Source organism: Streptomyces sp. NBC_01390 (assembly GCF_045040105.1).
GTDB lineage: Bacteria > Actinomycetota > Actinomycetes > Streptomycetales > Streptomycetaceae > Streptomyces.
This window is the reverse complement of the sequence record NZ_CP109551.1, coordinates 10649337-10673364: the sequence shown is the minus strand read 5'-3', so window position 1 is coordinate 10673364 and position 24028 is coordinate 10649337. Positions and strand designations below refer to the sequence as shown.

Sequence of the window (24028 nt, the reverse complement as noted above, 5' to 3'; positions counted from 1 at the left end):
CCATCACGTTCCTCACCGGGGTGGACACCTCAAGATCCTGACACAGGGCGCGGAGCACCCTTCAGCGAGGCAGGAGGACTTCGACCTGCCGCCGGATGTCCTGCACGAGCTCCTCGACGCTCAAGCCGATGTTCACGCTCACCGCCAAGCTGAGGAACGCCACGGCGGACACGATGTGTGCCAGCGTCGCGGCGTCGCCCTCTGCGACCCGCTCGTCTCGGCGCAGCGCTGCGGCGATGGCCTCCTCGGTCTGCGCGACGATGGCGAGTGCCTCACTGTGTCGGGGCTCCTCGGGGTCACCGAAGATCATCTCTCGCAGGTAGGTACGTCCGTTGTCGATCTGGACGCGGTTGCACTCCACGATCGGCCGGACGATCGCCAGCACCGCGTCCAGCACGTCTGGGACGGTCTCGGCGTCCGCCCGGCCCTGCTCGAGCGCTTTGACGTACTTGGCGTTCTGTACAAGCAGGAGGAGTTCGCCCTTGGTCTTGGCATAAAGGAACAGGGTCCCGGTGCCGATGTCGGCCTTGTCGGCGATCTGTTGGGTCGTGACCTCATCGACGCCGTGTTCGGCGAACAGCTCACTGGCGGCAGCAACGATGCGGTCCAGCTTGTCCCGCTTGTTCCGCTCGCGCCGTCCGACCGAGTGGGAGGCGACAGGCATGGCGGTGTCCTCCAGAGAAAGATTCTGACTGTGATCATTCATGATGGCAGTCACTACCGCGTGGGCTCGAATGTGGCTGCGCTCATTCTCCCACGGCAGGGCAAGAAGCCCTGGCTCGCGGCATCACGCCGGGCCCCCGTGATCCATGGCGCTCTGCTCGCTCATGGTCGGCCGGCTCCGCGCTGCTCATTCCTCGTAGTGCGGGAGGATGTCGCCGTTCTTGACGTAGGTGAGGGCGGCGGCGACGTCGTACGCATGGATCGCGGAGACCTGCGGCGCCAGCCGGTTGGACAGGTGCCCGAGCACGTCACCGGTGAAGAAGGCGTCCCGTGCGGCAATGTCGGTGAACCCGAGGCTGACCGAGGCGTGGAAGTGCTGGTCGCGGGGGTTGTCGTGGGCGACGAGCGGGGTGTCCCAGAGCTTTTTGCTCCAGGGCAGGAACGTCTGTGTGCGCAGTTCCTTCAGTACTCCGGTGCCGACGAGCGCGGGAGCGAGTTCCTCGTTGACGAACTTCCGGAAGGCGCCGGCGCCGACCGCGTCTCCGCGGCGAAGGTAGATCAGAGCGCGGGCACCGACCGGCTGATCGCGGCCTCCGACGTCGTACCACCGAGAGGAGTTCGGCGGGCCGGCGTAGAGGAGGGTGCGGCGGAACACGTTGATCTCGTCGGCGTAGGCCAGCTTCGTCTGCTTGCGCCCTTTCAGGGGTGCGAGCGCCGACTGGAAGGTGACTTCCGCGACGCCGTCGATCTTCCGGTCGGCGGGGATCTCGGTCTGGACCCCGTCGATGGCCGGCCACCGGCCCGTGTTGTGCTCGGCGAGGTGGATCTGCCGGTACTCCTCCAGGCCCGGAGTGGCGGAGATGATGGCCGAGTGCGGGCCCTTCCAGTGGTCCATGCCGGTCTGGCGGGGCTGGTCGGTACGCACCCACAGCAGGATCGAGGAGGTGAGGCGCTTCTTCTCCGCCGGGGGCGCGTCGCCCGGTGACGTGCTCATGGTGTTTCCCTTCTCTTCCTGGTCAGGCGGTGGTCATCGGGCGAGGAACTCGACCGCCAGGGGGGCGAACGCCTCGTGGTACTGGAAGATGCCACCGTGCCCGGAGTCGGGGTAGATGATCACCTCGCTGCCCTTGATGCGCCGGTGCAGGTCCTCCGACAGGACCGACGGCACCATACGGTCGTTGTCGCCGTTGGCGATCAGGGTGGGCTGCGTGATCGACGACAGGTCGTCGGGGGTGGAGCGCCCCCACTTCTTGATCGCCTTCAGCTGCGTCTGGAACGCCTTGTTCTTGATCTTCGCGTCACGGTCGACGGTGCGCTCGGTGAGCCGGTTGACGAATGCGCGCCCGGCCGCCTTGCCGGCCGTGTCGCGGTTGAAGAACAGGAACTCCTTGGGGTCCGACCGGGTCAGGGTGGCGCGCAGGATGTCCCAGTAGGTGGTTCGGGCGACCTTGTCGATGTCCTTGCCGCCCTTGGGCCCGGTGCCGGTGAGAACCAGCTTGCGGATGAGCTCGGGGTGCTTCACCACCAGAGCCTGGGCGACCATGCCGCCGAGGGAGAACGAAAAGACGTCGATCTTGTCGTACCCGAGCGCCTTGATGAAGGTGTAGGCGTCGTCGGCCATCGCCTCGACACTGTCCGGCACCTGGCCGGTGGACGCCCCGACACCGCGGTTGTCGAAGGCGATGACGTGACGGCCCTTCGCGACGGGGTCGATGATGCGGGGGTCCCAGTTGTCCAGGGTGGCGGCGAGGTGGACGAAGAAGACGACGGGGATACCGCCCTTCGGGCCCAGCTCCCGGTAGGCGTAGGTGACGCCACCGGCGCTGACGGTGCGGGCCGGAGCCTTCGCGTAGGAGGTGATGACGGCTTCGTTCGGGGTGTCGGTGCTGCTCATGACGGATTCTCCTGGTCTGTTTTGTGTCGCCCGGTTTTGTGTCGCGGGTTCTGTGTCGCCCGTCGCGGTTGCGGCGGGTCGGTCAGCCGTTGCCGATGACGACCTTGCCGCGGAAGCCACCCTGGGAGAGGGACTGCAGCGCCTGCGGGGTCTGGTCGAAGCCGACCACCTTTCCCACGACCGGGCGCACGACGCCCTGGTCGATGAGGGTGGTGATCTGGCGGAGCTGGTCGCCGCTGGCGCGCATGAGCAGGAACTCGTACGTCACGCCGAGTTTCTCCGCCTGCTTGCGGATCTTGCGGCTCAGGCCTGCGACTGCCAGGCGCAACAGCGGGTTCAGGCCGGCCTCGCGCGCGAACGCGGAGTCCGGAGGACCGGCGACCCCGATGGCCTTGCCGCCGGGCTTGAGCACCCGCAGGGACTTCTCGAGGGTCTCCCCGCCAAGGCTGTCCAACACCAGGTCGTAGCCGGTCAGGAGCTGCTCGAAGTCCTGGGTGCGGTAGTCGATCACCGTGTCCGCGCCGAGCGCCCGTACGAAGTGCGCGTTGGAACCGCTGGCGGTCGTGGCGACGCTCGCACCGAGGTGCGAGGCGAGCTGGATCGCGATCGAACCGAGCCCGCCGGCGCCGGCGTGGATGAGGACCTTGTGCCCGGGCCGCACCCTCCCGCGCTCCACCAGCGCCTGCCACGCAGTGAGCGCCACCAGCGGCAGCGAGCCCGCCTCTTCCATGCTGATCGAAGCGGGCTTGAGCGCCAGGTCGCCCTCCGCGACGGCGATGCGCTCGGCGAAGGTGCCGATGCGGTCCTGGTCGGGCCGGCCGTACACCTCATCTCCGGGCTGGAAGCCGCGAACCGCCGTCCCGACGCTGATGACGGTGCCCGCGACATCGTTGCCCAGGATCAGCGGCAGCTTGTAGGGCAGGATCTGCTTGAACTCACCGGCGCGGATCTTCTCGTCCAGCGGGTTGAGCCCGGCGGCCTCCACCCGCACCAGCACGTCGTGCTCCCCCACGGTGGGCTCGGGGACGTCCGCCTCCTGCAGCGGCTCCTTGTACTTGGTGACGACGAACGCTCTCATGAGGCGCCACTCCTAACCTTGGTCCAATTTATCCAGGTATGAGACCGGGTCGGCCAGTTCGGCGCGACACCCGAGGTCTCGCCTCACTCAGTCGATCCGAGTACACTCAACTATGAGCGCACTCAGAATTCTTGTCAAGGGAGGCCCCATGGGAAGCGGTCACATGCCGATCGGGCGCCGCGAGCTGGCCAAACAGGCCAAGCGCGAGCGCATCATGACCGCGGCCCGCGAGTTGTTCGCCGAACACGGCGTCGGCGGGGTCACGACGCAGCAGATCGCCGACCGAGCCGAGGTCGCGATCGGGACGCTCTACCTGTACGCGTCCACGAAGGCCGAGTTGCTGATCATGGTGCAGAACGAGAAGTTCGCCGCCGCCATCGACGACGGCCTCGCCGCCGCGCACGCCTCCACTGCGCACGCCGCTGCCGGACAGGGCGCGCTGGAGCCTGTCGTCGCTCTCATCCGTCCCGTGGTGGAGTGCGTGAGGGAGCACATCGAGAACGGCCGCACATATCTGCACGAGCTCGTCTTCGGCGACCCGGTCGAGCCCTACCGGAATGCGGGTCTCGCCCTTGGCCGCCGCCTCGAGGACAGCGTCACCGGCCTGCTCACCCGGCACGACCACATCGATACCGCCGACGCGGCAACGCTGGCGCGGGTGATCACCGCGATCATCCACCTCAGCACGACCGCCACGGTGTACCTGCACCACAGCGACGAAGGCGTCATCGCCGACATCCGCGACCAGATCCACGCCACCCTGGCGCCCCACCGACGCGCCGCATGACCACTCGCTCCACGAGCCACCCAACGACCCTGCTCGACCATGTCGGCCGGCATGCGGTACTTGTGTCCGACACAACTCCGCAAGCGGCCCCAACACCATCCCTCGAAGCCACAAAGGAGTGCGCGATGGGAACGTACGAGGATGTCTTCGACGCCAGTACCGAGGACCCGGAGAACTTCTGGCTGAAGGCGGCGGAGGGCATCGACTGGGATGTCGCTCCGCAGCGTGCCCTGGACTCCTCGGGCGCACCGTTCTACCGCTGGTTTCCCGACGGGCGACTCAACGTCTGTTTCAACGCGCTCGACCGGCATGTCGAAGCCGGCCGGGGAGACCAGTCCGCGCTCGTCTACGACTCGCCCGTGACCGGCACCCGGCGCACCTACACCTACACGCGGTTGCGGGACGAGGTGGCGGCCTTCGCCGGAGCACTCGTGCAGCTCGGGGTGGGGCACGGTGACCGGGTGGTGATCTACCTGCCGATGGTTCCCGAGGCCGCCGTCGCCATGCTGGCCTGCGCCCGCATCGGCGCGGTCCACTCGGTCGTCTTCGGCGGGTTCGCCCCGCGCGAGCTCGCCCTCCGTATCGATGACGCGGCCCCCAAGGTGGTCGTGTCCGCCTCCTGCGGGATCGAGGGCGAGCGCGTCATCCCGTACAAGCCACTGCTCGACCGCGCGATCGAACTCGCCGCCCACAAGCCGGAGAAGCGTGTGATCCTGCAACGCCCGCAGGAGCGGGCCGAGTTGGGTCCCGACGATCTCGACTGGGGCGACCTGGTCGCCGCCGCGCAGCCGGCCGGCTGCGTTCCCGTCGCCGCCACCGATCCGCTCTACATCCTCTACACGTCCGGAACGACGGGAAAGCCCAAGGGAGTCGTGCGTGACTGCGGCGGCTACGCGGTCGCCCTGCACTGGTCGATGGGGGCCGTCTACGACGTGGGCCCGGGCGAGACGATGTTCACCGGTTCGGATGTCGGCTGGGTCGTCGGGCACTCGTACATCGTCTACGCGCCCCTGCTGGCCGGCGCGACAACAGTCCTGTACGAGGGCAAGCCGGTCGGTACCCCGGACGCGGGCCAGTTCTGGCGCGTCGCCGCCGAGTACCGGGTCAAGACCATGTTCACGGCACCCACCGCCTTCCGGGCCATCAGGAAGGAGGACCCGAAGGGTGCGCTCATTGCGGGCTACGACCTCTCCCACCTGCGCTACCTCTTCCTCGCGGGCGAGCGCCTCGACCCCGAGACCTATCACTGGGCGAGCGCCCTGCTGGACGTCCCGGTGATCGACCACTGGTGGCAGACCGAGACCGGCTGGCCCATCGTCGCCAACCCGGCCGGGATCGAAGTCGCTCCCCTCAAGCCCGGCTCCCCGACCCGCCCGCTGCCGGGGTGGGAAGTCCGTGTCCTCGACGCTTCGGGCAAGCCCGTGCCCGCGGGCGTGGACGGCGCGATCGTCGTGAAGCTTCCTCTGCCGCCCGGCGCCCTCCCGACTCTCTGGAACGACGACGACCGCTATGTCGCCTCCTACCTCTCCGCCTACGACGGCTACTACCTCACCGGCGACAGCGGACACATCGACAACGACGGCTACGTCTTCGTCATGGGCCGTACCGACGACATCATCAACGTCGCCGGCCACCGGCTGTCCACCGGCAGCATGGAAGAGGCCCTGGCCACCCACCCCGACGTCGCCGAATGCGCCGTCATCGGCGTCGCCGACGCACTCAAGGGACAGATCCCGCGCGGCTTCGTCGTTCTGAAGAGCGGGACCGACCGTGAATCGGGAGAGGTCGAGGCCGAACTCGTCCAGCTCGTGCGCGACCGCATCGGCGCCGTCGCCTCCCTCAAGGACGTCACAGTCGTGGCGGCCCTGCCCAAGACCCGCTCGGGAAAGATCCTGCGCAAGACCATGCGCGGCATCGCCGACGGCCACGACGAACCCATCCCCTCCACGGTGGACGACGCGAACGTCATCGAGGCCCTGCGCCCGGTCCTCCGCCGGTAAATGAGTTGCCGGTAGGCCGGTCCGGCCCGCAGGATCACGCCATGCCCACGATCGAAGCCCCCCGGCCGCTGTCCCCCTCCACCGCTCGTCCGGTGCGGGTCCAGCAGCAGCCCGGCCGCCCCTGGAGGCCCGTGCTTCCCCGGTCATGACAGCCGCGCTCGTCGCGGGGCTTCTCGCGGGGTACGGCATCGCCGTCCCGGTCGGAGCCGTCACGACCTATCTCGTCTCCCTCACCGCACGTACGTCTCTCAGGACCGGCGTCTGCGCAGCGCTCGGTGTCGCCACCGCCGACGGTCTCTACGCGCTGCTCGCCACGCTCGGGGGCAGCGCGCTGGCCGGTGCCCTGCAGCCGGTGCTGGTGCCGCTGCGCTGGGCCTCGGCCGTGGTGCTGGCCGCACTCGCGGTCAGGGGCGCGCTCGGCGCCCTGCGCCAGTACCGCGCCGGGGTCCTTTCCACCCGGGCCGACAGCACACCGCCGAGTCCGGCGCGGGCGTTTCTCATGCTGGTCGGCATCACGCTGCTCAACCCCACCACCGTGATCTACTTCGCCGCGCTGGTGCTCGGCAGCCGGGCCTCCGACGCCGTGTCCCCCTGGGAGCAGGGGGTGTTCGTGCTCGCGGCGTTCCTCGCCTCGGCCAGCTGGCAGGTCCTGATCGCCTCCGGCGGCGCGTTGCTCGGCCGGGCGCTGACGGGCCGGCGCGGACGGCTGGTGACGGCCCTCGTGTCCAGTGCGGTGATCATGGCGCTGGCGGTGCGGATGGTGGTGTCGCCGACGTGAGGGCGGACACGTGGAACCGGCCCGTCCGCCTCGGATGAATCCGGCCCGTTCGGGTGTTGGAACGTCGTACGCGACAGTCAAAACGTCGTATGCGACAGTCAATACGCGACGAGACGATGGGACGAACTCCATGCCTCTTGAGGGCGAGTACGAAGCCAGTCCGACCCAATGGGTGCGTGAGCAGGTGGAGTTGTACGAGAAGTCCGGCGGCACCGAAGGAACGACTCTCCTCGACACCGGTATGCCGGTTGTCCTGCTCACCACCCGGGGCGCCCGGAGCGGCAAGATCCGCAGGACTCCGCTCATGCGGGTGGAGCACGACGGCCTGTACGCGGTGGTCGCCTCGCTGGGCGGCGCGCCCAAGCATCCGGTCTGGTACTTCAACGTCCTCGCCGATCCGCGCGTCGACATCCAGGACGGGCCGGTGCGCCAGGACATGGTCGCCCGTGAGGTGACGGGCGAGGAGAAGTCCCTGTGGTGGGAGCGGGCGGTCGCCGCCTATCCCGAGTACGCCGAATACCAGAAGAAGACCGACCGCGAGATACCCGTGTTCGTCCTCGAACCGCCTGCCGGGAACTGATCCGCACCGGACGGAGAAACAATCCGGTGCCCGGAGGATTGAACTCCTCGCCTCCGGGCACCCGAGCCTCAGGCCCCGCCGCGCTCCCCCGTCGCGGCGGGGCTCCGCGCTGCCTCCTTCGCCGCCGCGTCGGTCACGTCGAGAAAGATCTCGCCGACCTCCGGGACCGCGTGGACGACCGAGCGCTTGATACGTACGGCGACCTCCTCGACCCGCTCGCTGTCGAGCCCGGGGACCAGGTCGATCCGGGCGGCCACCAGGGTGGAGTCGAGCCCCATCTTCATCGTGAACAGCGCCTCCACGCTGTCGATCTCGGGCTGGGCCGCCAGCAGTTCGCGGACCTCGCGGCTCACCTCCGGGTCGGCGGCCTCGCCGATGAGCTGGGCGCGCGCGTCCCGCCCCAGCCAGAAGGCGACGCAGACGAGCAGCACCCCGATGGCGAGGGAGGCCGACGCCTCCCACACGACCTGCCCGGTGACCATGTGCAGCGCCATGCCCACGATGGCGAGCGTCACACCGAGCACCGCGGTGCCGTCCTCCGCGATCACCGTACGCAGGGCGGGATCCCGCAGCGCGCCCGCGGCGCCCGCGCCCTTCGCGCCCTCACCGCGTGCCTGGTGCACCGCCCGCGCAAGTGAAGTGCCCTCCGCGAGCAGCGCCACCCCGAGCACGGCCAGGCCCGCCACATAACCGCCGAAGGACTCCTCCGTGTCGCTTCTGAACGCCTCCACGCCCTGGAAGAAGGAGAAGCAGCCGCCCATGACGAAGATGCCGACGGCCGCCAGCAGCGACCAGAAGAACCGTTCCTTGCCGTAGCCGAAGGGGTGCCGCCGGTCGGCGGGGCGGCGGCTTCGGCGCAGGGCGGCGAGCAGGAAGACCTCGTTGAGGCTGTCCGCCACCGAGTGCGCGGCCTCGGAGAGAAGGGCGGGCGACCCGGTGAGGAGTCCGCCCACGGCCTTGGCGAGGGCGATCAGCAGATTGGCACCCAGCGCCACCAGTACGGTCACCCGCGTCCGCCGGTCCGCGGACGCCGTACCGGCGGCCGCCCGGCTGTCCCTGCTCTCCGTGCTGCTGTCCGTGCTCTGCGTGCGGGCCATCAATGCTGCTTGGGGGCCGTCGGTACGACCTTGAAGAGGGTGAACGAGTGGCCGGCCGGGTCTGCGTAGCCGCGCTCCTCGTACGGGCCGCCGGCGTCCTTCGTCTCCAGCGGGCGACCGCCGAGCCCGATCACCTTGCGTTCCACCTCGTCGAGGTCCTCGACCCGGAAGTCGAGATGGACCTGGAGGGAGTTCTCGGGGCGCGGCCAGCTCGGCGGGGTGGCGTTGACGTCACGGCGGAACGCCATCCGGGTCCCCTCGGCACCGAGGATCTCGATGCGGTTGGCGGTCGCCTCCGTCTCCTCGGCCGCGAGGAGCTCCTTGTAGAAGGCGGCGAGTTTCTCCGGCTCGGCGCAGTCCAGCACCACGACGCCCGCTGTCACCAAGGTCATGCTTCCTCCGTACGGGGATCCGGGGCGGCCCTGTTCGCCGCTGTCCTCTCCGGTTCGGATACCCCGCACGCCGAAATCACACGGTCGGTGGGCCTTCGGACGCGGTGAGGTGGGCGAGACGCGCAGCCGCGGCCGTCAGGAAGAGGTCGAGTGCCGCCGGGTAGGAGCTGTGGCGCATGTCCATCACGAGGTGACGGGCTGTCGCGTTGATGTGAGGGTGGGTGTCGGCGGGAAGCCGGGCGTAGGTCGCCCGCCACACGGCCGTCTCCGCCTCACGGGCGGCCTTGGGCAGCGCCGCGTTCGCCGAGTCGAGGGCTCCGAAGGCGAGCGCCTGGTCGACGAAGGCGTGGTAGATCCGTACCGCCTCGGCGTCCGGGAACCCGGCGCCGCGCAGCACACCGAGGGCGGTCTCCACGGCCTGGATCTCGTACGCCCGTCCGGTCACCCGGTAGGAGCTGAGCACGGCCGCCTGCGGCTGCGCCAGCGCTCCGGCGTGCATCCGCAGGCCGAGGTCACGCAGGTCGGCGAGCCAGTCGCCGCTGGGCCGCCAGGTGCGCAGCGTACGGCCGATCAGCTCGTCGGCGATGGCGAGCATCAGCTCGTCGGTGTCCCGGAAGTAGCGGTACAGGGCGCTCGGGTCGGCGCCGAGGGCGCGGCCGAGGCGGCGCACGGAGAGGGCGTCGGCGCCGTGTTCCCCGAGCAGCCGCATCGCCGTCTCGACGATCAGCTCCTCTGAGAGGACGACGCCGTGCTTGGTGGGGCGCCTGCGACGCCGGGCGGCGGGCGGGACGACACGTTCGCTCACGGACTTCCTCCACGGACTTCCCTCTGCGCGGTGGCCGGTGCGGGCACCTTATGACAACACCGTTGACCTGTTAAGGCCTCGGGCAGTTTCATGTGCGTTCACCGGGGTCGTCCAAGGCCCCCAGGTGTGAGCGGAGACCGCCATGACCGATCCCCAGCGCTATGGAGCTGCCCCACCCGCGTCCGCCGCGTCGGCCGGGCCGCCCGCGCTGCGCAAGACCCTCGGCATGCTGGACGGCGTGGCCATCGCCGCGTCCAGCACGGCGGCAACCACCAGCATCGGCATCGGTCTCGGGGTCACGGCCGGGGTGGTCGGACTGCATCTGCCGGCCATCATGCTGCTGGCCTTCCTGCCGATCCTGGGCATCGCGGGCGCCTACTCCCGGCTGAACAAGGTGGAGCCCAACGCGGGCAACGGCTATGTGTGGGTGGGGCGTTCGCTCAGTCCCTGGCTCGGCTTCATGGTCGGCTGGGTGAACATCGTGGCGGCGGTGGTGTTCCTCGCGTACACCACTGCGGTCACCGGCTCGGCGGTGCTCCAGCTGGCGGGCGACGCGGGTGTGCACCGGGTGGCCGGGCTGGCCCTGGACCCGGGGTCGACCGCGCAGACGACCGGCGTGGGCATCGTGGTCCTGGTCGCCGTCACCCTCACCGCGGTCTCCGGCATCAGAACGGCCGCACGGCTCCAGGGCGGACTGCTGGTCTTCGAGTACGTCGTGCTGCTGGGCTTCTGCGGCTACGGCATCGTCGCCGGCCCGCGCCCCTTCAGCCTGAGCTGGTTCGACCCCTTCCAGATCCCCTCGGCGTCGGCGCTCGCGCAGGGCATGCTGCTGTCGGTGTTCTGCTACTGGGGCTTCGAGGCGGCGTTCAGCGTGAACGAGGAGGTGAAGGACCCGAGGCAGGCGTCGCGGGCCGGGATCACCACCCTGGTGACCATGCTCGGGCTGTTCCTGCTCGGCTCGATCGCCTTCCAACGGGTGCTGTCGGAGGGCGAGTTGGCGGGCCATGGCGCCGAGGGGCTGGCCTTCTTCGGCAACCGGCTCGCCGACCAGCCGCTGGCCGCGCTGCCACTCGTCGCGCTGATGTTCTCGGCGGTGGCCTCGCTGCAGGCCGGGGTGATCCCGACGGCCCGCGCGATGTTCGCGATGAGCCGCGACCGTACCCTCGGCCCGGCCTGGGCCAGGGTCAGCCCCCGGTACGGCACTCCGGCGGCCGGCACGCTGATGATCGGCGCGTTGGCGGCGGCGGTCGCCGGGCTCGCTCTGGTCATCCCGCGCCTCGCCGACATGATCCTTGCGGCGGTCAACGCGATCGGCATGGTCGTCGCCCTGTCGTACGCGCTCACCGCACTCGCCGCCGCCGTACGCTTCCGGGGCCTGCTGCGCGAGAACTGGCGGGACGGTGTACGGGCGGTGGTGCTGCCCGCGTTGAGCGCAGCCACGCTGCTGGGGCTCGGCGGCTATCTCGGCTGGTCCTTCTACACCTCCGCCGACTATCTCGAACTCAGCCCGGACAACGGCTGGTTCCTGCTCCTCGTACCGTCACTGATGGTCGCGTCCGGTTTCCTGGCCGCCGGGTGGGCGAAGTGGGGACGCAAGTCGCCGTACTTCCACACGGGCCGGGGTACCGATGCGGACGCGCCGCAGCTGCTCGCCGTAGGGGAGCCGTCGGTGCGGTGAGCTCAGCGGGGCGGCGGTTCGTTTGCCTGCGGGCCGGTGGGGGCTGATCGCGCAGTTCCCCGCGCCCCTGAAGGGGCGCGACTGCCCACCGTTCCTCACCAGCACCGCCCAGACACCGCATCCGGCCCCCGTCCCCTTCCCTCCACTCCCCACACTTCAAGGAAACGGACCATGCACGCTGACCTCCTCTTCACCGGCGGCCCGGTATTCGCGCCCGGGAGTCCCACGGCCGTCGCGGTCACCGGCGGGCGGATCACCGCCGTGGGCCGGGCCGAGGTGCACGATCTGATCGGGCCGGGGACCGAGGTCGTCGATCTCGCCGGGCGACTGCTGCTGCCCGGCTTCCAGGACGCCCACGTCCATCCACTGCCGGCCGGACTCGAACTGACCCAGTGCGATCTGACCGGCACGAGGACCGCCGAGGACACGGTGGCCGCCGTCCGCACCTACGCCCTGGCGCACCCCGAGCGGGAGTGGATCACGGGTGGCGGCTGGTCCATGGAGGCCTTCGAAGGCGGCACGCCCACCCGGGAGTTGCTGGACTCGGTGGTCCCTGACCGGCCGGTGTACCTGCCCAACCGGGACCATCACGGGGCCTGGGTCAACAGCCGTGCCCTCGAACTCGCGGGGGTCACCCGGGACACCCCGGACCCGGCGGACGGCCGCTTCGAACGGGACGCCTCCGGCGAGCCGACCGGCATGCTCCAGGAAGGGGCCATGGAGTACGTGGGCCGGCTGACCCCGCCGGTCACGGCGGCGGAGCGACTGGCGGCCCTGCTGTCCGCGCAGCGCCGGCTGCACTCGCTCGGTGTCACGGCCTGGCAGGACGCGCTGGTGGGCTCGTTCCTCGGTATGGAGGACCCGTCCGGGACCTACCTCGCCGCCGTCCGGGACGGTTCGCTGACCGCGCGGGTGGTCGGCGCGCTGTGGTGGGACCGGGAGCGCGGGGCCGAGCAGATCCCCGAACTCGTCGAGCGGCGGGCCGAGTTGAGCCGGGGCAGGTTCCGGGCGGGCAGTGTGAAGCTGATGCTGGACGGGGTCGCGGAGACGGGCACGGCCGCGCTGCTCGACCCGTACCTCGACAAGTGCGGCTGCGCCACGGCCAACCGGGGCACGAGCTTCGTGGACGCGGCTGAACTGCCCAAGTACGTCACGCAGTTGGACGCCCTCGGCTTCCAGTGCCACTTCCACGCGCTGGGCGACCGGGCGGTACGCGACGCCCTGGACGCCGTCGAGACGGCGCGCGCCGCCAACGGGCCGAGCGACACCCGACCGCAGCTGGCCCACCTCCAGGTGGTGCACCCGGACGACGTGCCGCGTTTCGCCCGGCTCGGCGCGGTCGCGAACATCCAGGCACTGTGGGCGATGCACGAACCCCAGATGGACGACCTGACGATCCCCTTCCTCGGGCCCGAACGGGCCGCGTGGCAGTACCCGTTCGGCGCGCTGCTGCGCTCCGGGGCCACGCTGGCGGCGGGCAGCGACTGGCCGGTCAGCAGCCCCGACCCACTCCAGGCGATCCATGTCGCCGTCAACCGCGCGGCCCCCGGCTCCCCCTCCTCCCCCGTGTTCCTCCCCGCCGAACGCATCGGCCTGACGGACGCGCTCACCGCATACACCGCGGGTTCGGCCTACGCCAACCATCTGGACGACACGGGCAGCGTCCGCGCCGGGGCGCTGGCCGACCTGACGATCCTCGACCGCGATCCGTACGCCGGACCGCCGGAGGCCATCGCGGAGACGAAGGTGGCGCTCACGTACGTGGGAGGCGAGCGGGTGTACGCGGCGGAGGGGGCCGGCTGAGCGCCGGCCCCGAGGGTCGCTCACAGCCCCCGGCGCAGTGTCACCGCCTGGGGCGCGAAGCCGCCACGCTCGTAGAAACGTATGGCGTCCGTGTTGGCCGCGTAGGCGGTCACCTCGGCGTGCCCGGCGCCCTGCGCGGCCGCCCAGTGGACGAAGGCCTCCACCAAGCGGGCCCCGGCTCCCGAACCCCGGTGGGCGGGACGAACGTACACGCTCATCAGCGTGGCGGCCTTCACCGGGCGCATGGCCGTGGGTTCGGTGAGCAGGCCCATCAGATGACCGACCACCGTGCCGGCATGCTCGGCCGCCAGCACCAGGCGTGCCGGGTCGTCCAGCGCCGCCGCGAACGACGCGGCCGCGTGCTCGCGCGGCCAGTTCGCGTCGACGCCCGGATCACGGGTGCCGGCGTCCTCGGCGAAGAGGCCGGTGCTGGAGGCGACGAGTCCCGGCAGGTCGTCGGCGCGAGCGGAGCGGACGGTGATCGTCGGGTCAGGGGCCGTGTGATCAGTCATGTCCGGCACGCTAGCGGCGAGGTCTGACAACCCGGTCCGCTTGCTGGACACCTGTCCATGTATGCTGGCCGCCTGTCCATGATGGACACCTGTCGAAGAAGTGGCTCTCAGGGGCCTGACGTAGGAGATTGCCGAGCATGGAGACGGTCGCGAACGTGCTGGTCGGTCTGGTGGCCGCGCTGCACCTGTACATCCTGGTGATGGAGATGTTCCTGTGGCAGCGCCCGCCGGGACGCAAGTTCCACGGCTTCGACGCGGAGATGGCCCGCGCGACCTCCGCCATGGCCGCCAACCAGGGGCTGTACAACGGGTTTCTCGCGGCGGGCCTGGTCTGGGGGCTGATCGCCGCCGATCCGACCGGGTTCCGGGCGCAGGTCTTCTTCCTGTCCTGTGTGATCGTGGCGGGCGTCTACGGCGCCGCGACGGCGAACCGGCGCATCCTGTTCGCCCAGGCGCTGCCCGGCGCCATCACCCTGGCCGCCGTCCTCGTCGCGCGGTGACGCGCGGCGCCCCGGAGGACCCGCGGGCCGCTCGCACCCGGGCGAAACTCCGTGCGGCTCTCCTCGCGGAGTGCGCCGAACACCCGCTGGCGGAGATCGGCGTCGCCGCGTTGGTCCGCCGGGCGGGGGTCGGCCGGGCCACGTTCTACGTCCACTACCCCGACCTGGAGGCGCTGGCCGTCGACGCCTGCGCGGACGTCGTACGGGAGGCCGTGGACGCGCTGCACGCCTGGCGCGGCCGGCCCGACCCGATGGTCGCCCCGGCCGCGCTGGTGGAGTTCTTCGCGGACCTCACCCCGCACAGCGCGCTGTACCGGGCACTGCTGAGCCCGGGCGGTGGGGGTCCGCTGGGTCAGGTACTGCACCGGGATCTGCGCGCGCGGAGTCTCGCGGAGCGTGAACTCGCGGGGGCGGCGGATGCTCCGCTGGTTGCCTCGGCGGTGGCCGCGACGTTCGCCGGGGTCCTGGCGGACTGGCTGCACGGGCGGATCGAGGCGACGTCGGAGGGGATCGCCCACCAGGTGTGGCAGTTACTGGTGGCGCTGCATCGCAGCCGGTAGGGGGTTTCTTTCGCCCCCGCCGCCCCTACCCGTCCCATCCCGTTCCTGGGGGCTGCGCCCCCAGACCCCCCATCGGCCCTGAAGGGGCCTCGTCCTCAAACTCCCCCAGAGGGGGGACCCCCAGACGGGCTGAAACTACTCACCCCGAAGGTCAGTACCGGCTTGATCGTTTTGCCCGCGCTCATGTCCCGTACCGCCTGGTCGATGTCCGCGAACGAGTAGGTGCTGATCAGGCGGTCCAGCGGAAGCCTGCCTGCCTTCACCAGGTCGACCAGGTCGGGGATGAAGGACTGCGTCTCGGCGTCGCCCAGGGTGATGCCGACCACGCGCTTGCCGGACAGCATCCCGTTGACGTCCAGGGCGACTTCGGTGCCAAAGGGCGGGGCGCCGACCACCACGAGGGTGCCCCGCTGGGCGAGCGCGTCGACACCCTGGCGCAGGACGGCTACGTTGCCGGTGGTCTCGACTACGCCGTCCGCGCCCTGGCCGTCGGTGATCTCCGCGACGGCCTCGGCGAGATCGGTCTCGCCCGCGTTGATCGTGTGGGTGGCGCCCAACTCCCTGGCCAGCGACAGACGTTCGCCGACCCTGTCCACGGCGATGATCCTGGTCGCGGGGGTGAGTGCCGCCGCCATGACCGCCGAGAGACCCACCGCACCGGCGCCGAGGACGAGGACCGTGCTGCCCAGGCCCGGCTTCAGCACGTTCCAGACTGCGCCGACGCCCGTCTGGACGCCGCAGCCCAGCGGGGCGATGGACTCCAGCGGTACGTCGGGGTCGACCTTGACCAGGCTGCGCTGGTCCACCAACGCCCGCTCCGCGAACGAGGACTGGCCGAAGAAATGGCCGCCCAGCTCCGTGCCGTCACGGCTGATCGTCGCGGTGCCGTCGGCGCGCCGGCCACCGAGGAGGTTCAGCGGCAGCCACGCCACGCAGTACGCGGGGTGCCCGGCACGGCAGTTGCGGCAGGCGCCGCAGGACGTGAAGGACAGGACGACGTGGTCGCCGGGCTCGATGCCGGTGACGGCGGAGCCGACCGCCTCGACGACGCCCGCGCCCTCGTGCCCCAGAACTCCGGGGAGGGGAAAGGGCAGTCCGCCGCTCGCCACGCCGAGGTCCGTGTGACACAGACCGGTGGCGACCAGCCGTACGAGTGCCTCGGTGGGCGCGGGCTCGGCCAGTTGGACGTCGGAGAGGGTGAAGGGTGCGCCGCCGGACTCGACGACGGCGGCGCGGGTGGTGATGGACATCCTGAACTCCCTTTGCGGGCAGACGAATTGACGGGGGCGCTCAGTCGAGCGAGACGACGACGGACTTGACTCTGGTGTAGGCGGCGAGCGCTTCGGGGCCGTACTCCCGGCCGAAGCCGGAGTCCTTGACACCGCCGAAGGGGATCGCGGGATCGAGCATCGCCCAGTCGTTGATCCAGACGATGCCCGCCTGGAGCCGGTTCGCGACCCGGTGGGCGCGGGCCAGGTTGGTGGTCTGGACGCCCGAAGCCAGGCCGTACGAGGTGGAGTTGGCGAGCTGGACCGCCTCGTCCTCGGAGTCGAAGGGCTGCACCGTGAGGACCGGGCCGAAGATCTCCTCCTGGACGACCCGGGAGTCGTTCGTCAGGTCGGCGATCACGGTCGGCTTGTAGTAGTAGCCGCCGTCCAGGTCGAGCCGCTCGCCGCCGCAGACGATCCGCGCGCCCTCCTTGCGGGCCAGCGCCACGTACTCCTCGACCTTGCGCAGATGCTTCTCCCCCGCCATCGGACCGACCACGGTCTCGGGCTGCCGCGGGTCGCCCACCGGCACGCCGGGCACCGCCTCGGCGAGGATGCCGATCAGGGTCTCGTACACCGGGCGCGCGACCAGCAGTCTTGGGCCGCCCATGCAGAACTGGCCGGTGTTGAAGACGAAGCCCTTGATGACCGCGCCGACCGCCTTCTCGACGTCGGCGTCCTCGAACACGATGTGCGCCGCGTTTCCGCCCAGCTCCATGGTGACCGGCTTGAGCGCCTCGCTCGCGGCGCTCGCCACATGGCGGCCGACGGCGGTGGAGCCGGTGAAGGCGATCTTGTCGACGCCGCTGTGCCGCAGCAGCGCCTCGCCGGCCACCGGGCCGGAGCCGGTGACGACGTTGACGACGCCGTCCGGGACACCTGCCTCCTGGAACAGCCTGGCCATGTAGAGGGCGCTGAGCGGGGTCTCGTCGGCGGGCTTGTGCACCACCGTGTTGCCGGCGGCCAGCGCCGGGCCCAGCTTCGTACCGGCCAGGACCAGCGGGAAGTTGAACGGCGTGATCGCGGCGACCACACCGATCGGGTCGCGCTTGGTGTAGGCGAGGGCGTTGTGGACCGTCTCGCGGGTCGCGCCGTCGAGGGAGAAGGCGAGGGCGGCGAAGTACTCGTAGTCGTTGGCCGAGTTCGTCACGTCGACCGCGTGGCACAGGCTGATCGGCTTGCCCACGTCGAGGCTCTCCAGCCGCGCGATCTCGTCCGCGTTCTCCCGGATCAGCTGGGCGACCCGGTTCAGGATCCGGCCGCGCTCACGGCCGGTCGTCGTGGCCCACGGGCCGTTGTCGAAGGCCTCGCGCGCGGCACGTACGGCCGCGTCCACGTCGGCCGCCGAGGCCTCCGCGACGGTCGTGACGACCGTGCCCCGGGACGGGTCGACCACCTCGGTACGTGCTCCGTCCGCCGCCTCGCGCCACTGCCCTCCGACGAACAGTCGCCCGGGTTCGATCTCGAAGGTGGTCATCACCGCTCCTCAGCCTCATTGCCAAGATCTCAATCAACAGGATTCCTGTTGGTCCGCAGTTTGGTTACAGACAGGTTTCCTGTCAATGCTCTAGTCTGAATCCATGGTCAGCACCAAGGCGCCCCCGTCACTGCTCTACATGGTCAAACAAGTGGAGCTCATCGTGCGCTCACATCTGGACGAGCTGGTCAGGCCCGCCGGAATCACCGCACTCCAGTACACCGCGCTCACCGTCCTGGAGCGACACGACGGTCTGTCGGCGGCCCAGCTGGCCCGCGACTCGTTCGTCACCGCGCAGTCCATCGCCGACCTCGTCCGGTCCCTGGAGAACCGCGGGCTGGTGCGCCGCGAGCGCAATCCGCACAATCGCCGCGAGCTGCTGATCCTGCTGACCGACACCGGCCGCGAGCTGCTCGACCGCTTCACGGAGCCCGTGCGGGAGCTGGAGGAGCGGATGATCCGCGACCTCACGTCGCACCAGGCGGAGCAGTTCCGGCAGTCGCTGTCCAAGGCCTGGCACGCCCTGTCGTAGCCCCGCCCCACAGCTCACGCAAAGACGGGTGGAGACACGCGTCAATTTCGAAGACATATGTCAATCGAACATGCTCAAATTCACTCCATCGGGGGTAACTTGCAGGGCGGGGAACTCATCTGCGCTCACCCGGGAACCGGAAGCACGTCCACGCTCGCCGTACGACGTCACGCCGGGCCCGGTGACCGGCGGGTCCCGCCACCACAGCGGCCGGTTGGAGGCGATGTAGTCGTGCAGCAGGATCCTGCACCGCCCACTCGGTATCTGCGTGTCCACCAGGACCGTGGCCACACCGTGCTGGAGTTCCACGGCGAGATCGACATCGCCGCGGCCGTCGAGATCATCCCGCACCTGGACGCGGCCACCGGGCATCCGGACGCCCGGGTCGTGATCGACCTGACGGACGTCGAGTTCTTCGACTGCTCCGGGCTGCGGCTGCTGTACCGGGCCCGGCACCGGGTGCTCGCCCACGACGGCCGGCTCCAGCTGGTCTGCACGCACCCGCTGACGCTGCGCGTCCTCAAGGTGACCGGCCTGGCCAAGGTGCTGCCGCCGGCCGCGTCCCTGGAGGCGGTCCTGGGGCTGCCCGAGGCCACGTCCGGCACCTTATGACCTGACCCGCGTCCACTGTCCGGCTCCGGCCGGAACCCCGGGATATTCGGTTGCGGCCGACCGCGAGGGCCACGCCATGATGGCCCCGGCCGAATCTCCCCGACCTCAGGAGCACGGAATGCGCCGTTTCCTCGGAACCCTCCGCCCATGCCGGATCACCGTTCCCGAGGACTCGACCACCCATGTGCCCTTCGCACCACCCGCACACCCTGAACATCGGGATTCTGGCCCATGTCGACGCCGGTAAGACCAGCCTGACCGAGCGGCTGCTGTTCGACTCCGGCGCCATCGACCGGCTCGGCAGCGTCGACGCCGGTGACACCCGGACGGACGACGGCGCGATCGAGCGGCAGCGCGGGATCACCATCCGCTCTGCGGTCGCCGCGTTCACGGCCGGCGACACCCGGATCAACCTCATCGACACCCCCGGGCACTCCGACTTCATCGCCGAGGTCGAACGCGCTCTGGAGGTCCTGGACGGCGCGGTGCTGCTGCTGTCCGCCGTGGAGGGCGTCCAGGCGCAGACACGCGTGCTGATGAGGACACTGCGGCGGCTGCGGCTGCCCACGCTGATCTTCGTCAACAAGATCGACCGCTCGGGCGCCCGGTCCGACGCGCTGCTCACGGAAATCCGCCGCCGGCTGACCCCGTACGTCGTCCCGCTCAGCGACGTCGACGGCGTGGGCACTCCGGCCGCCCGCGTCCGGCCCCGCCCCCTCACGGCGTCGGCCACGGCGGGGGCGATCGCCGAGGCCGACCCGGCTGTCCTCGCCGCGCTCGTGGACGGCCCCGCACCGACCCCGGACGAGCTGGACAGGGCACTGGCGGCCCGCACCGCCGACGGCTCGCTCCACCCGCTCCTCTTCGGCTCCGCGCTGGGCGGCCAGGGCGTACCCGAACTCGCCCTGGCCCTGACCCGGCTCGTCCCCCGGCCCGCCCCGGCCGCCGCGGGCGCGCCCCCACGCGGCACGGTGTTCGCCGTACGCCCCGCACCGGACGGCACCCGGACGGCGTATCTGCGGCTCTACGAGGGCGAGGTGACGGAACGTCAGCGGCTGACGTTCCTGCGCCGGGAGGCCGACGGCCGGACCACCGAGGTCCGCGGCCGGGTCACCGGTCTCGAGGTGATCGGCGGCGGGGGACCGCTCACCGCCGGGAACATCGCCGCCGTGACCGGTTTCGGCGCCGTCCGTGTCGGCGACCGACTCGGTGAACTCACCGCCCGCGCCCCGCAGTTCGCGCCCCCGACCCTGGAGACCCTGGTGCGGGCCCGGCAGCCCGAGCAGTCGGCGCGTCTGCGCTCCGCCCTGCTGGCCCTGGCCGACCAGGATCCGCTGACCCACGCCCGGCCCGCGGCCGACGGCAGCACCGCGCTGCTGCTCTACGGCGAGGTGCAGAAGGAGGTCCTCGCCGCGACCCTCGCCCAGGACTTCGGTGTCGAGGCCGAGTTCGAGCCGAGCCGGGTCCGGTTCCTGGAGCGGCCCGCGGGCACCGGCCGGGCGTCCGAGGAGAACCCGTGGCTCGACCGCGGTCACTGCTTCGCGACGGTCGGGCTGCGGGTCGAGCCCGGGACGCTCGGCTCGGGCGGGGTGTTCACGTACGAGACCGAACTCGGTGCTCTCCCCCGCGCGTTCCACCAGGCGATCGAGGACACCGTCCACGCGAGCCTGCTCGCCGGCCCGCACGGGTGGCCGGTCACCGACTGCCGGGTCGTCCTGGTCCGCTCCGGGTTCGTCGGACCGCTGAGCACCGCCGCGGACTTCCGGGCGCTCACACCGGTGGTACTGCGCCGCGCCCTGGAGCGGGCCGGGACTCGGGTGTACGAGCCGTACCACGCCTTCGAGTTGGAGATCCCGTCGACCGCGCTGGCGCCGGTGACCGGTCTGCTCGCGTCCCTCGGCGCGGAGTTCGGCCGGACCACGGACGTCGGCGGCGGCTGGCACCTCACCGGCGAACTGGCGGCCCGACGTGTGCGCGAGGCCGAGCTGCGGCTGCCCGGGCTGACGCATGGCGAGGGGGTGTGGTCGTCGCGTGTGTCGGGCGACCGCGCGCTCCGCTAGGACCTGTCCGGCCGATCAAGTCGGGGTGCCGGTAAGAACGCTGTCACCAGCCGCAAACGGCGGTGATCAGTCCTCCGACCGGGTGGGTTGGGGCAGTTCCGGCGTGCTCGTCGCCTCGGCGAGTGCGAGGCGACCACCCTTGAGTTCGGGCACGTAGTTGTAGATGGTGTTGCGGGAGACGCCGAGGAGCTTGGTGATCGAGGTGACGGTGTTCTCCGGGCGGGCGAGTAGGTCGCGGGCGTGACGTACCTGCTCCTCGGTCATCGCCGGCGGGCTGCCGAGTCGGGCGCCGCGGGCGCGGGCGGCGTCCAGGCCTTCGTTGGTGCCCTGCACGATGAGTTCGCGGATGAACTCCGCCAGGGCCGCGAACACGTGGAAGACCAGGCGCCCGCCGGGCGTGGTCGTGTCGAGGGCCTACTGCAGCGAGGTGAAGCCGATCCCACGCTTGCGCAGGCCGGACACGATCGCGATGAGGTCCTGGAGGGAACGGCCGAGCCGGTCCAGCGACGGGACGACGAGGGTGTCGCCCTCGCGCAGGCAGTCGAGGGCCTTCCACAGTTCCTCGCGTTCGGCGTTCTTGCCGGACTTCTTGTCGGAGAAGATCCGGATGCAGCCCGCTGTGTTGAGTGCGTGGATCTGCCGGTCGAGCAACTGCCCCTTGGTGGACACGCGTGCGTATCCCACGAGGCTGCCGGTCCGTACGGCCGGAACGGGGGCGAGGAGATCGGCGGCGTCGTCATCCTGAGGTGGCTGTACCTGCCAGATCGTACAGAAAAGGGTGCTCCTCAAGTTCTTGAGCACATCGACTTTCTGACACCGTTTTATGGGCATGATCCGGCGCCGATCCGGTCGCGCACCGCCACTTACCGATCTTGTTCATCAATCGGTCGACAGGTGAGCGCCACGCAAACGAGCCGTGTGTTCGCGAACATGCGCGACGCCTTTCGGTCACCCGTGCGCTTGTGCGACCTTCGGGTTGTCGGCCCCAGTGCTACTGATCCGGAATTGTTTGGGTGAGGAGCCGACCACGCGACGGAATGCGGTGCTGAACGCGCTCTCGGATTTGTAGCCGATCATGAACGCGAGTTCGGAGATCGTTCGCGTGCCGTGGCTCAGGGCGTCGCGGGCGAGGCTCATTCTCCACTGGATCAGATAGTCCAGCGGGGTGGTTCCGACCCGGCCCTTGAAGGATGAGGCGAACGCGGAACGTGACATGTGGCTGATACCGGCAAGCTCTTTGAGTGTCCAGGGGTGTGCTGCGTCGGTGTGCATGGCGCGAAGGGCTGCACCGATACCGTCGTCGTTGAGCGCTCCCAGCCAGCCGGTGGGCTGATCGGCCTGTTCGGCGTGGGCGCGCAGCATGTGGACGAACAGGACCTGTGCGAGGTGGTTCAGGACGAGAGAGCTGCCGGCGGCGGTCCTGCTCTCGGAGACCAGGAGCTCGCTGAGATGTGCCAGGAGCTTGCCGCGGGGATCTGCGGCACGGACAAGCACGAGCAGCGGTAGGACTTGAGTCAGGACTGGGGCGTTCGTGTCCTCGAACGAGAAGTGCCCGCCGCAGAGGTATGTGTCTTCCTCGGCCTCCGGGCCGATGCGTACGACACCGTCCTTGGCGCTCCCCCACACCGGCTTCGCGGGGCGCGATGGTGCGGTGAGTGTGCTGGCCAGGACGTAAGACGGGGGGTTGCCCAGCAGGTAGAAGTCGCCCTCTTCCAGCAGTACGGGCTTGTGCCCGTCAAGGGTCAGCCAGCATGCGCCGCGCGCGACGACACCAAGCTTGACATGCGAGGACTGATCGAAGCGCAGCGCCCACGGTCCTGCCGCATGAAGACCGGGGTCGATCACGGTGCGAGGGCGCAGAAGACCGATGGCGTCGGCGATCGGATCGCTGGAGCCGAGCACGCCCACCTCCTTTCTGGACGATACGTAAAGAAATACGGACTACACATGATGCACCGTACCGGACTGTTCCTGAAGTATGGCTCGAAGCAGGTCAACACAGAGGCTATGGAGACACTCGCATGGGACAGCTTGAGGGCAGGACAGCTGTGGTCACCGGCGGCAGCACCGGAATCGGTCTGGCCACCGCCGCACGTCTGGCAGACGAGGGCGCGCACGTGTTCATCACAGGCCGGCGCAAGACCGAGTTGGACGCCGCCATCGAGACCATCGGAGCGTCGAGGGCCACCGCGGTGGCCGGCGACATCTCCGAGGCAGCCGACCTGGACCGGCTCTACGACGCGGTCCGGGCCCGGGGACAGGGACTGGACGTGCTCGTCGCGAACGCGGCGGTCGGTGCGTTCGTCATGCTGGAGCAGACCACCGAAGACCACTTCGACCAGACCTTCGGAGTCAACGTCCGGGGCACTGTGTTCACCGTGCAGAAGGCGCTCCCGCTGCTCAATGACGGCGCCTCGGTCATCCTGACCTCATCCACAGCCGCCGACAACGGCATGGAGGCGTTCGGCGCGTACGCGGCGTCCAAGGCCGCCGTCCGGTCATTCGCGCGGACATGGTCCAACGAACTCAAAGGCCGGGGCATCAGGGTCAACGCGGTGTCGCCGGGCGGGGTGGAAACTCCCGGACTCGCCAGCATTTTGGGCGGCGAGGAGACACTGTCCGCTGTTAAGGAGAATGTCGCCGCGACCGTGGCCAAGGGCCGCATAGGGCGTCCTGAGGAAGTCGCCGCCGTCGTGGCGTTCCTCGCTTCCGGACAGAGCAGCTACATCGTCGGCGCGAACATCTACGTCGACGGCGGGCAGAACCAGATCTGAGAACTTGATTCGACTCTTGCTGATCGGTGAGAAACGCCCAGCCTCTGAGCTGCTTCTTCTTCGTTCTTCACGCTCTTGACGCACGGCGGCGGGGGCTGGGAGGCAGGAGGGAAGGGGGGACGGACGGAGTCGGGCGGGGCGGTGGCAGGGGCCTGCCCGAGGTGATCTGTGAGGAACG

The 24028-nt window shown here is 70.0% G+C and carries 23 protein-coding genes and 1 pseudogene; 12 read left to right on the top strand and 12 right to left on the bottom strand.

Going from position 1 to position 24028, the window contains the following annotated elements; translation table 11 throughout:
- Window positions 1–61: 61 nt before the first annotated feature.
- The 4 genes from OG241_RS47590 to OG241_RS47575 form a co-directional block, all read right to left on the bottom strand.
- Window positions 62–664: a TetR/AcrR family transcriptional regulator gene (locus OG241_RS47590; RefSeq protein WP_405825110.1), complete on the bottom strand. Its 603-nt coding sequence runs from the start codon at window positions 662–664 to the stop codon at window positions 62–64.
- A 186-nt stretch (window positions 665–850) separates the two neighbouring features.
- Window positions 851–1657, bottom strand: a complete 807-nt coding sequence (locus tag OG241_RS47585) for a strictosidine synthase (RefSeq protein ID WP_405825108.1) — start codon at window positions 1655–1657, stop codon at window positions 851–853.
- 33 nt (window positions 1658–1690) lie between these two features.
- Window positions 1691–2557: an alpha/beta fold hydrolase gene (locus OG241_RS47580; protein WP_405825106.1), complete on the bottom strand. Its 867-nt coding sequence runs from the start codon at window positions 2555–2557 to the stop codon at window positions 1691–1693.
- A gap of 82 nt (window positions 2558–2639) precedes the next feature.
- Window positions 2640–3635: an NADP-dependent oxidoreductase gene (locus OG241_RS47575; RefSeq protein WP_405825104.1), complete on the bottom strand. Its 996-nt coding sequence runs from the start codon at window positions 3633–3635 to the stop codon at window positions 2640–2642.
- Between the two features lie 148 nt (window positions 3636–3783).
- On the opposite strand from OG241_RS47575, the gene OG241_RS47570 reads away from it, so the two are divergent.
- The 4 genes from OG241_RS47570 to OG241_RS47555 all read left to right on the top strand — a co-directional run bounded on the left by OG241_RS47570 (window position 3784) and on the right by OG241_RS47555 (window position 7780).
- On the top strand, window positions 3784–4422 hold the full coding sequence (locus tag OG241_RS47570) for a TetR/AcrR family transcriptional regulator (RefSeq protein ID WP_405825103.1): 639 nt from the start codon (window positions 3784–3786) through the stop codon (window positions 4420–4422).
- Window positions 4423–4547: 125 nt separating this feature from the next.
- Window positions 4548–6422: an AMP-binding protein gene (locus OG241_RS47565; protein WP_405825102.1), complete on the top strand. Its 1875-nt coding sequence runs from the start codon at window positions 4548–4550 to the stop codon at window positions 6420–6422.
- Between the two features lie 145 nt (window positions 6423–6567).
- Window positions 6568–7200, top strand: a complete 633-nt coding sequence (locus tag OG241_RS47560; protein ID WP_405825100.1) for a LysE/ArgO family amino acid transporter — start codon at window positions 6568–6570, stop codon at window positions 7198–7200.
- Window positions 7201–7330: 130 nt separating this feature from the next.
- Window positions 7331–7780 (top strand): nitroreductase family deazaflavin-dependent oxidoreductase, encoded by a 450-nt coding sequence (locus OG241_RS47555; protein ID WP_405825098.1) that lies wholly within the window; start codon window positions 7331–7333, stop codon window positions 7778–7780.
- A 68-nt stretch (window positions 7781–7848) separates the two neighbouring features.
- Here OG241_RS47555 and OG241_RS47550 read toward each other — a convergent pair whose 3' ends face one another.
- The 3 genes from OG241_RS47550 to OG241_RS47540 form a co-directional block, all read right to left on the bottom strand.
- Window positions 7849–8877: a cation diffusion facilitator family transporter gene (locus OG241_RS47550; protein ID WP_405825096.1), complete on the bottom strand. Its 1029-nt coding sequence runs from the start codon at window positions 8875–8877 to the stop codon at window positions 7849–7851.
- Window positions 8877–9269 (bottom strand): VOC family protein, encoded by a 393-nt coding sequence (locus OG241_RS47545; protein WP_405825094.1) that lies wholly within the window; start codon window positions 9267–9269, stop codon window positions 8877–8879. Before OG241_RS47545 ends, OG241_RS47550 begins: the two co-directional genes overlap by 1 nt.
- A gap of 76 nt (window positions 9270–9345) precedes the next feature.
- Complete coding sequence (locus tag OG241_RS47540; protein WP_405825092.1) at window positions 9346–10074, bottom strand: helix-turn-helix domain-containing protein; 729 nt, start codon at window positions 10072–10074, stop codon at window positions 9346–9348.
- Between the two features lie 142 nt (window positions 10075–10216).
- Here OG241_RS47540 and OG241_RS47535 point away from each other — a divergent pair, with 142 nt between their 5' ends.
- Together OG241_RS47535 and OG241_RS47530 are read left to right on the top strand one after the other, a co-directional pair.
- Window positions 10217–11752, top strand: coding sequence for an APC family permease (locus tag OG241_RS47535; protein WP_405825090.1), 1536 nt, complete (start codon window positions 10217–10219; stop codon window positions 11750–11752).
- A gap of 171 nt (window positions 11753–11923) precedes the next feature.
- Window positions 11924–13555, top strand: a complete 1632-nt coding sequence (locus OG241_RS47530) for an amidohydrolase (protein ID WP_405825089.1) — start codon at window positions 11924–11926, stop codon at window positions 13553–13555.
- A gap of 20 nt (window positions 13556–13575) precedes the next feature.
- Here OG241_RS47530 and OG241_RS47525 read toward each other — a convergent pair whose 3' ends face one another.
- Window positions 13576–14067: a GNAT family N-acetyltransferase gene (locus OG241_RS47525; RefSeq protein ID WP_405825087.1), complete on the bottom strand. Its 492-nt coding sequence runs from the start codon at window positions 14065–14067 to the stop codon at window positions 13576–13578.
- Between the two features lie 137 nt (window positions 14068–14204).
- Between OG241_RS47525 and OG241_RS47520 the strand changes: the two genes are divergently transcribed.
- Both OG241_RS47520 and OG241_RS47515 read left to right on the top strand, forming a co-directional pair.
- Window positions 14205–14567: a DUF1304 domain-containing protein gene (locus OG241_RS47520; RefSeq protein ID WP_405825085.1), complete on the top strand. Its 363-nt coding sequence runs from the start codon at window positions 14205–14207 to the stop codon at window positions 14565–14567.
- Entirely contained in the window at window positions 14564–15127 is a 564-nt protein-coding gene (locus OG241_RS47515; protein ID WP_405825083.1) for a TetR/AcrR family transcriptional regulator, read from the top strand. Before OG241_RS47520 ends, OG241_RS47515 begins: the two co-directional genes overlap by 4 nt.
- Window positions 15128–15222: 95 nt before the next feature.
- Here the strand turns inward: OG241_RS47515 and OG241_RS47510 are convergent, their stop codons facing one another.
- Window positions 15223–16377, bottom strand: a complete 1155-nt coding sequence (locus OG241_RS47510) for an NAD(P)-dependent alcohol dehydrogenase (RefSeq protein ID WP_405825081.1) — start codon at window positions 16375–16377, stop codon at window positions 15223–15225.
- 40 nt (window positions 16378–16417) lie between these two features.
- Entirely contained in the window at window positions 16418–17872 is a 1455-nt protein-coding gene (locus OG241_RS47505; RefSeq protein ID WP_405825080.1) for an aldehyde dehydrogenase family protein, read from the bottom strand.
- 103 nt (window positions 17873–17975) lie between these two features.
- Here OG241_RS47505 and OG241_RS47500 point away from each other — a divergent pair, with 103 nt between their 5' ends.
- The 3 genes from OG241_RS47500 (at window position 17976) to otr(A) (ending at window position 21076) form a co-directional block, all read left to right on the top strand.
- Window positions 17976–18404, top strand: a complete 429-nt coding sequence (locus tag OG241_RS47500; RefSeq protein WP_405825078.1) for a MarR family winged helix-turn-helix transcriptional regulator — start codon at window positions 17976–17978, stop codon at window positions 18402–18404.
- Between the two features lie 231 nt (window positions 18405–18635).
- The gene (locus OG241_RS47495) at window positions 18636–19016 is read left to right on the top strand and encodes an anti-sigma factor antagonist (RefSeq protein WP_405825076.1); all 381 of its coding nucleotides are present in this window, start codon (window positions 18636–18638) and stop codon (window positions 19014–19016) included.
- A 182-nt stretch (window positions 19017–19198) separates the two neighbouring features.
- On the top strand, window positions 19199–21076 hold the full coding sequence (otr(A), locus tag OG241_RS47490; RefSeq protein WP_405825074.1) for a tetracycline resistance ribosomal protection protein Otr(A): 1878 nt from the start codon (window positions 19199–19201) through the stop codon (window positions 21074–21076).
- 66 nt (window positions 21077–21142) lie between these two features.
- Here otr(A) and OG241_RS47485 read toward each other — a convergent pair.
- Window positions 21143–21760: pseudogene (locus OG241_RS47485) on the bottom strand (recombinase family protein).
- A 264-nt stretch (window positions 21761–22024) separates the two neighbouring features.
- Window positions 22025–22984, bottom strand: coding sequence for an AraC family transcriptional regulator (locus OG241_RS47480; protein WP_405825072.1), 960 nt, complete (start codon window positions 22982–22984; stop codon window positions 22025–22027).
- Between the two features lie 113 nt (window positions 22985–23097).
- On the opposite strand from OG241_RS47480, the gene OG241_RS47475 reads away from it, so the two are divergent.
- On the top strand, window positions 23098–23850 hold the full coding sequence (locus OG241_RS47475) for an SDR family NAD(P)-dependent oxidoreductase (protein WP_405825070.1): 753 nt from the start codon (window positions 23098–23100) through the stop codon (window positions 23848–23850).
- Window positions 23851–24028 lie beyond the last annotated feature (178 nt).

Coding starts and splice junctions, on each gene's coding strand:
- OG241_RS47535 (WP_405825090.1), top strand. CDS start 10,217: ATGACCGATCCCCAGCGCTATGGAGCTGCCCCACCCGCGTCCGCCGCG.
- OG241_RS47555 (WP_405825098.1), top strand. CDS start 7,331: ATGCCTCTTGAGGGCGAGTACGAAGCCAGTCCGACCCAATGGGTGCGT.
- OG241_RS47500 (WP_405825078.1), top strand. CDS start 17,976: ATGGTCAGCACCAAGGCGCCCCCGTCACTGCTCTACATGGTCAAACAA.
- OG241_RS47510 (WP_405825081.1), bottom strand. CDS start 16,377: ATGTCCATCACCACCCGCGCCGCCGTCGTCGAGTCCGGCGGCGCACCC.
- OG241_RS47560 (WP_405825100.1), top strand. CDS start 6,568: ATGACAGCCGCGCTCGTCGCGGGGCTTCTCGCGGGGTACGGCATCGCC.
- OG241_RS47530 (WP_405825089.1), top strand. CDS start 11,924: ATGCACGCTGACCTCCTCTTCACCGGCGGCCCGGTATTCGCGCCCGGG.
- OG241_RS47550 (WP_405825096.1), bottom strand. CDS start 8,877: ATGGCCCGCACGCAGAGCACGGACAGCAGCACGGAGAGCAGGGACAGC.
- OG241_RS47590 (WP_405825110.1), bottom strand. CDS start 664: ATGCCTGTCGCCTCCCACTCGGTCGGACGGCGCGAGCGGAACAAGCGG.
- OG241_RS47565 (WP_405825102.1), top strand. CDS start 4,548: ATGGGAACGTACGAGGATGTCTTCGACGCCAGTACCGAGGACCCGGAG.
- OG241_RS47545 (WP_405825094.1), bottom strand. CDS start 9,269: ATGACCTTGGTGACAGCGGGCGTCGTGGTGCTGGACTGCGCCGAGCCG.
- OG241_RS47570 (WP_405825103.1), top strand. CDS start 3,784: ATGGGAAGCGGTCACATGCCGATCGGGCGCCGCGAGCTGGCCAAACAG.
- OG241_RS47520 (WP_405825085.1), top strand. CDS start 14,205: ATGGAGACGGTCGCGAACGTGCTGGTCGGTCTGGTGGCCGCGCTGCAC.
- OG241_RS47525 (WP_405825087.1), bottom strand. CDS start 14,067: ATGACTGATCACACGGCCCCTGACCCGACGATCACCGTCCGCTCCGCT.
- OG241_RS47575 (WP_405825104.1), bottom strand. CDS start 3,635: ATGAGAGCGTTCGTCGTCACCAAGTACAAGGAGCCGCTGCAGGAGGCG.
- OG241_RS47580 (WP_405825106.1), bottom strand. CDS start 2,557: ATGAGCAGCACCGACACCCCGAACGAAGCCGTCATCACCTCCTACGCG.
- OG241_RS47475 (WP_405825070.1), top strand. CDS start 23,098: ATGGGACAGCTTGAGGGCAGGACAGCTGTGGTCACCGGCGGCAGCACC.
- OG241_RS47585 (WP_405825108.1), bottom strand. CDS start 1,657: ATGAGCACGTCACCGGGCGACGCGCCCCCGGCGGAGAAGAAGCGCCTC.
- OG241_RS47505 (WP_405825080.1), bottom strand. CDS start 17,872: ATGACCACCTTCGAGATCGAACCCGGGCGACTGTTCGTCGGAGGGCAG.